The organism is Kordia sp. (assembly GCF_045105435.1).
Classification (GTDB): Bacteria; Bacteroidota; Bacteroidia; order Flavobacteriales; family Flavobacteriaceae; genus Kordia.
In genome coordinates, this window is sequence record NZ_JBGCDL010000239.1 from 1 (window position 1) to 6,020 (window position 6,020).

The 6,020-nt window shown below is 29.5% G+C and carries 9 protein-coding genes; 3 read left to right on the forward strand and 6 right to left on the reverse strand.

Going from position 1 to position 6,020, the window contains the following annotated elements:
• Positions 1–53: 53 nt before the first annotated feature.
• From AB8B65_RS12240 to AB8B65_RS12260, 5 genes are all read right to left on the reverse strand, one after another.
• A complete protein-coding gene (locus AB8B65_RS12240; RefSeq protein WP_405301324.1) occupies positions 54–359 on the reverse strand; it encodes a hypothetical protein in 306 nt (101 codons plus the stop codon).
• 7 nt (positions 360–366) lie between these two features.
• On the reverse strand, positions 367–612 hold the full coding sequence (locus AB8B65_RS12245; protein WP_405301325.1) for a hypothetical protein: 246 nt from the start codon (positions 610–612) through the stop codon (positions 367–369).
• A gap of 395 nt (positions 613–1,007) precedes the next feature.
• Positions 1,008–1,406 (reverse strand): hypothetical protein, encoded by a 399-nt coding sequence (locus AB8B65_RS12250; RefSeq protein ID WP_405301326.1) that lies wholly within the window; start codon positions 1,404–1,406, stop codon positions 1,008–1,010.
• A 22-nt stretch (positions 1,407–1,428) separates the two neighbouring features.
• Positions 1,429–1,956, reverse strand: a complete 528-nt coding sequence (locus tag AB8B65_RS12255) for a hypothetical protein (protein WP_405301327.1) — start codon at positions 1,954–1,956, stop codon at positions 1,429–1,431.
• A gap of 12 nt (positions 1,957–1,968) precedes the next feature.
• Positions 1,969–2,253: a hypothetical protein gene (locus AB8B65_RS12260; RefSeq protein ID WP_405301328.1), complete on the reverse strand. Its 285-nt coding sequence runs from the start codon at positions 2,251–2,253 to the stop codon at positions 1,969–1,971.
• Positions 2,254–2,632: 379 nt separating this feature from the next.
• Here AB8B65_RS12260 and AB8B65_RS12265 point away from each other — a divergent pair, with 379 nt between their 5' ends.
• Positions 2,633–4,543, forward strand: a complete 1,911-nt coding sequence (locus AB8B65_RS12265; RefSeq protein ID WP_405301329.1) for a tetratricopeptide repeat protein — start codon at positions 2,633–2,635, stop codon at positions 4,541–4,543.
• Positions 4,540–5,205, forward strand: a complete 666-nt coding sequence (locus tag AB8B65_RS12270; protein ID WP_405301331.1) for a LuxR C-terminal-related transcriptional regulator — start codon at positions 4,540–4,542, stop codon at positions 5,203–5,205. The genes AB8B65_RS12265 and AB8B65_RS12270 overlap by 4 nt, the downstream gene beginning before the upstream one ends.
• Before the next feature lie 38 nt (positions 5,206–5,243).
• On the opposite strand, the gene AB8B65_RS12275 is transcribed toward AB8B65_RS12270, so the two are convergent.
• Positions 5,244–5,411, reverse strand: coding sequence for a hypothetical protein (locus AB8B65_RS12275; protein ID WP_405301333.1), 168 nt, complete (start codon positions 5,409–5,411; stop codon positions 5,244–5,246).
• Positions 5,412–5,754: 343 nt separating this feature from the next.
• Between AB8B65_RS12275 and AB8B65_RS12280 the strand changes: the two genes are divergently transcribed.
• Positions 5,755–6,020 (forward strand): hypothetical protein (locus AB8B65_RS12280; protein WP_405301334.1); only part of this gene is annotated, 266 nt, incomplete at its 3' end.

Below are 6,020 nucleotides of genomic sequence, written 5' to 3' on the forward strand. Positions count from 1 at the left end.
TTGTTTGTGAATGAGAATTTTGTGTTAAAAAAACTACTAGATAAAGTTGAAAATCAAATATTCAAAAACTTTTTTAATTCTTTCGGATTATCTTTATTGTTCCAAAATAGTAGTAGTTCTATGGTTTGAGTATCTTCAAAAACATCAAAGTACAATGTTGTTTGCTTGGAGATTACAAATGAGCGCAAATTTGTTTTCTGTGATACTTTACCCTCAATGATTCCTGACTCCAATTTTTTAACAAAATCATCAACTAAATTCATAAAGTTGATAATTTCATTACTTGACCATTTTTTACTGATTTTGTCTAATTCTTTTGCGTATGATAATTCAGCAGTTGGTGTCCATATAACATTCATGAGCGTATTAAGCTATGTCATATTTCTTTCGAAAATCATCCATTACTTCTTTGTGAGAACGAGTGTTACCTTGACGCGCTTGATTTCTGCTTTCCATCAGGATTTCTTGAATTTCTACAGGGAATTCATCATAGAAATCAGTAGTTTCTTGTTCAGAATACGTTTTATGTAATGCACTTACCATTCTTAAAAATCGTTCGTCTGACGAATTAATAATTTCAATTATTTTATTTCTTAAATCAATTGCTCCCATATAATATGAAGTTTTATACTATCAAATATAAGTAAATTATAGCATATTTAGTGGTCATAAAGTGGATTCAAAAACTTTTGTATGGACTATGCTATACATTTATTAAGTGAAAAGCATTTAACAACAACTATTCATCACTAGATAGTATTAAGTAGAATTCTAACTCATGAATCACTTAAAATCAAAGACATATATAAGACTGTCCGCTCGGGTATAAAAACAAAAAACCTGTAATCTTTTAAATTACAGGTTTTTACAATTATTGTGACCTCGAACCTTCAAAGTTCGAACTTTTAGGTGGAGGATTTGAGGGAGATTGGGTTGTTTGTGAAACAACATTCTATATTTTTGAATGCTTCTTAATTAAAAGCATATTATAAAATTCCTCAATCAATTTATTTTTTAGAAATGAGTTTTAAATATAAGATTCCCTTCAGAGGAATCATGTAAATTTCTCGAATCAATCCATAAGCTAAAGGAGCAAAATACGTGTAAATTATAATCATTAGGAAAATAGAAAATCCATTTCCATACGCATAGATAGCTGTAATGATTGCCAAAACAATTCCCAAGGGATAAGTCAGTACAATAATGGCATTAAAAATTCCTAAAAACCATATATACAAAGGGAAATCGTCTGAAAGGTTACGTTCTTCTGAATCTTCTGCTTTGCTATTTGAAAGTTTTACTAGCGCATTTTTATAAATATTAAAAGGTAATAGTAAAGGCTCTAAAATAACTAGCCTCAACACTTTTAATGATATCTGTCCGTAATCTAATTTTTTTAAACTCATAGGATACTATTTTTAGTTTTTATTAATAATTATCACAATATTTCCATCCATTTGAAGTCTTCACCATTTTTATATCTTTTATGATGAATTCGTTTATATCACTTTTGTTCAGCATAGAAAAAGGTGTAATATCTATTGCTTTATACTGAACTTTAACTACTGCTGTATTTTGCATAGGATTTTCTATGACCTCTAAAACTTCATCAACCTCATATTTATGACTTTTCATACGGACAAAATTACTTCCCTCTCGAAGTTCTTCAATTAGTTTTTTGCCAGATTCTGTGATAGTCACTTCAAACTTTCTTTTGCTTTTCTCTAAAGACTTTATTTCTATAAGTCCTTTCTCTTGAAGTTTCTCATACTTTGGGAGTAATTCCTTTATTTGAGATTTGTAAAACCGTGTTTTATTTATCTGAAGTTGAACACTTCGTTGTAATGGTTTTTTCTCCAAACATAGTTCAATGATTTTTTGTGCTTTTGAATTGGTTAAATTCCCAGAATCACAACTAATTAAAGTCAATAGCATCAAGATTAATATTTTTTTCATGATCCTTTTGTATTAGTTGCAATTTATATTTTGTGATGCTTTTTGTAATGCTGCTTGAAACTTTAACGCATCGTCTTTGGAGTTGTATTTTTGGGTCAACTCCATCGCTAATGCTGCCGCCTCTTGTGCAAGTTCTTTACTTTCAGAAAGCAATGATGAATCTCCAGACATTGCCTTTTGTTGTAGCTTTACAGCTTTGCACTTTAGCTTGGCTAATTTTTCAGCATCACTCTCAATAGAACCACAACTGGTAATTAAAAATGATAGCATCATCATGAATACGGTTACTTTTTTCATACTTATAAGATTTAATTAGAATAAATTGAATGTTAAAAAACAATGAGCAGTATGATTGTATTGATCTAAACAAATAATATTTTATGTTTTTAGAATAAAAAAAACTCTCTTCTATTTTTACACTACTTTTTTGAAATCACAATGCTGATGTTCAAGTGTAAAACTATCCGTAAAAAAGACTTAAATCAATAGGTAAATTCCCTCAATAATAGAAGGAGCATTATGAGAGTACTTTATAAATGATTAATTTAGAGCAACTAACAACCATAATGTGAAATATTTCTTTGTAAAATGCTTTTGTTACTTCAGCATGCTATTTTCAGTTTTTACACACGCTGAGAATAATGATTCTGACTTATTAGTCTCAAAAGGAGATAGTTTGAAAAAAGTAAGGCAATACCAAAAGGCTCTGGGTTATTATAAAAAAGCACTCTCAATTACTGAAAAGGATAATAATGATACCTTTTCGGCAGTAATTCATACTAAAATAGGTGCCATTTATTACTTTTTGAAAAAATATAAAACTGCAAAAATATCATATCAAAAAACAATACAACTTCAACAAATAAGTTACGCTTCAGCAAATGCGTATAGCGCGCTCGGATTGATTCATAGAAAGTTAAAGAATAAAGATAGTATTCTTCCTAATATTGAAAAAGGACTGCAATTGTATGAGCGATTTCCTTATGGGCAAGAAACTTTCAATTCATTTTTGAATGCAGGAATTATCTATAAAAACAAACAACATTACGATAAAGCTACCCAAAATTTACTCAAAGCAGCATCTGGATTTGAGGTTTTGAAAGATTATAAAAAGTTAGCTGCTACAAAAAATGCTATTGCTGAAATACAACGGGAATTAGGTAATATTGAAAAAGCTAGGGATTACTATACCGAAGCACTACAACTACGAAAGCAACTAAAAGATACCGCTAGTATTGCCAAAAGTTTTAATAATCTCGGCAATTTTCACAAAGAAATCAATGATTTTGATAGTGCAATTAATTACTACAAAAAGGCGCTAAAACTTAAAAAAAGAACTTCAAAATCATATGGTATTACACTTCATAATATTGGAATTAGTTATTATAAAAAAGGAAATGTTACGCTAGCAAAAAAAACGTATTTGAAAGCTTTAGAAAATAAAAAACGCTTTAAAGATTCACTTTCTATTGGATATACACATAATGAATTATTAGCGATTGCTCTGGATGAAAATAGATTACCTATCGCGAAAAAATATATTTCCGCAACACAATCTATATTTAATACTGGTAATGATAAAGTATTTCAATTGCGGAATTTAAAATTACAAACGCTGTATCATGTAAAGCTACAACAATATAAAAAAGCTTACGAAAAGCAGTTAATATATCAAGATATCTACACCAATTTATATGATGAGGAGCAAGCAGAACGCATCTTCAATGCACAAGAAAAATATGAAACCGAGCAAAAACAAAATGATATTTTAAAACTTTCTTTAAAAACAGTAAAACAAGAGAACACAATTCTAAATCAAACAAAAAAAATAAAAGAGAAAAACCTGTACATATTGATTTTTTTAATTCTATTTCTCGCATTTATCGGAACGTACTTCTTTTTAAGATTACGTCAAAAAGCACAAAAAAAGGAAGTAGCCTTACAAAATTTGAAAGCAATTTTTGATGGACAAGAAGTCATTAGAAAGCAAATAGGAAAAGATCTTCATGACATTATTGCATCGGGATTTGACGGACTTCGACTCAAAGTACTTTCATTAGGAATGAATGATGTTAAAACTAAAAAACTAGCAGATCATATATCTGAAGAAATTATAGAGTTGAACCAACAAGTACGACTCATCTCTCATAGATTATCTCCGCTAGATGACAAGATAAAAAAATACAAACTCACAGAAATTATTAAAGCTCGTTTATCCGAATTTCAATTGTTTGGCAATATTCATGTGACGTTACAAACACCTTTCGCTTACGAGTTGAATCAGATTTCTTTAGACGATCAAACCAATTTTTACGGGATCTTTTTAGAGTTGCTAAATAATATTTCAAAACATTCTCAGGCGACGAATGTATGTATTGAAAATAAAATTATCAATTTCAAAATCTATCAATTTCAAATACAAGATAATGGAATTGGAATGCAAGAAAAAAGCGTTGAAGGTATTGGAGTTTTGAACATGAAACAACGTATAAAATTATTGCAAGGAACGATCTCTTTTCAATCTACAGAAAAAGGATTGACTACTGAAATACAATTTCCATTAAACTATAAACAAAATATGCTATGAAATCGAAAATAAATGTATTGATCGTAGATGATTCTATCATGTTTGCAGAAGGTTTACAAATGCTGTTAACACAGCATAAACGTGTAGAAAATATCACGTTAAAACATAGCTATGAGCAGACTATGAAATATTTACAATCAAATACTATAGACATCGTTTTGTTAGATCTAAATTTTGATACAGCGCAATATGATGGTTTTGTTATTGCTAAAAAAATAAAAAAACTATATCCGAAAATTAAAATAATGGTATTGACGCAACATGCACAAATTGATCATTATGAAACACTATTTGATGAATGTAATGTGGATGCGTATTTGGATAAACAATTGAGTATAGAGGAAACATTTATTGCTATTGATAAAGTGTTAAAACATGAAAAATATATTGATGCCAATATTTCCAAAATGCTAAGTATTGGACGATGGATGGACATTTCTCCAAGAGAAAAAGATGTCATTCAATTATTAGCAGAAGGACTCACACAAAAAGAAATTGGAGTACAACTATTTATAGCAGCTCGAACAGTTGAAAATCATATTAGAAATTTATGCAGAAAGCATGAAGTGAAAAACTCTGTAGAACTCATTACCAAGTACATTCGTTATAAAAGTGCAACACGTGAAAATATTGATGACACCACGGCTCCTTTTAAAAAATAATGCGGATATATTTTTTACATATATCCGCAAATTGTGAATTAGCTTGATGGTTCAAGTTCGTCGTCTTCTTCCTCAGTTTGAGGATCTACATGAAGTTCTGTTGTGTCATCATCCGCAGAAATTTCAAATTCTAGCATCTCTGGAGTACAAGATGTTAAGTTTGTAAACCATACCATAATTAGTGTATAAAATATGAATGTTCTCATTGTTTCTTTTTTTAAATTATTGAATGTGCTGTCAGTTTTAAAAATTGACATGCTTTAGAGTTAGGAATACTCCTTCGTTGGGAAATGGAAATCAAAATGTGATGAAGTACGGAGTTCCCAATTTCTACACGCCAAACACAAAGTGATTTCCGAAGCATACAAACTGTACAAGCAGTGTTAGCTATACACCACGATTTCTATGCTTGTTACAAATGAACAATGAGAAGTGTAGAAATGTGTAGACAAGACATCGACAACTTTTGGACAAGTTGTAGACACCAATAAGGACAAAGGATTACAGCTATTTTAAATCTATAGAAAACAATTAAAATTTGAACAATACATGAGTTTTTCAGAAGAAAATATTAAAAAAATTGTGGAAGCGGTTTATCTAAAAGCAGAACAGAATTGTTTAAGAGATAACAAAACTAGATTTGCTAAACACGTTCATGAAGTTCTAGATGAAAAATACAATGAGCAACTAAGTGTTAAGACTATTTCAAGAATGTTTGATAAATATATCAACCAAAAAGAAGAAGTTTCTACACCTGGAATTGTAACTGTAGATTTATTATGTATGTATTTAGGATATGAAAATTATCAAGATTA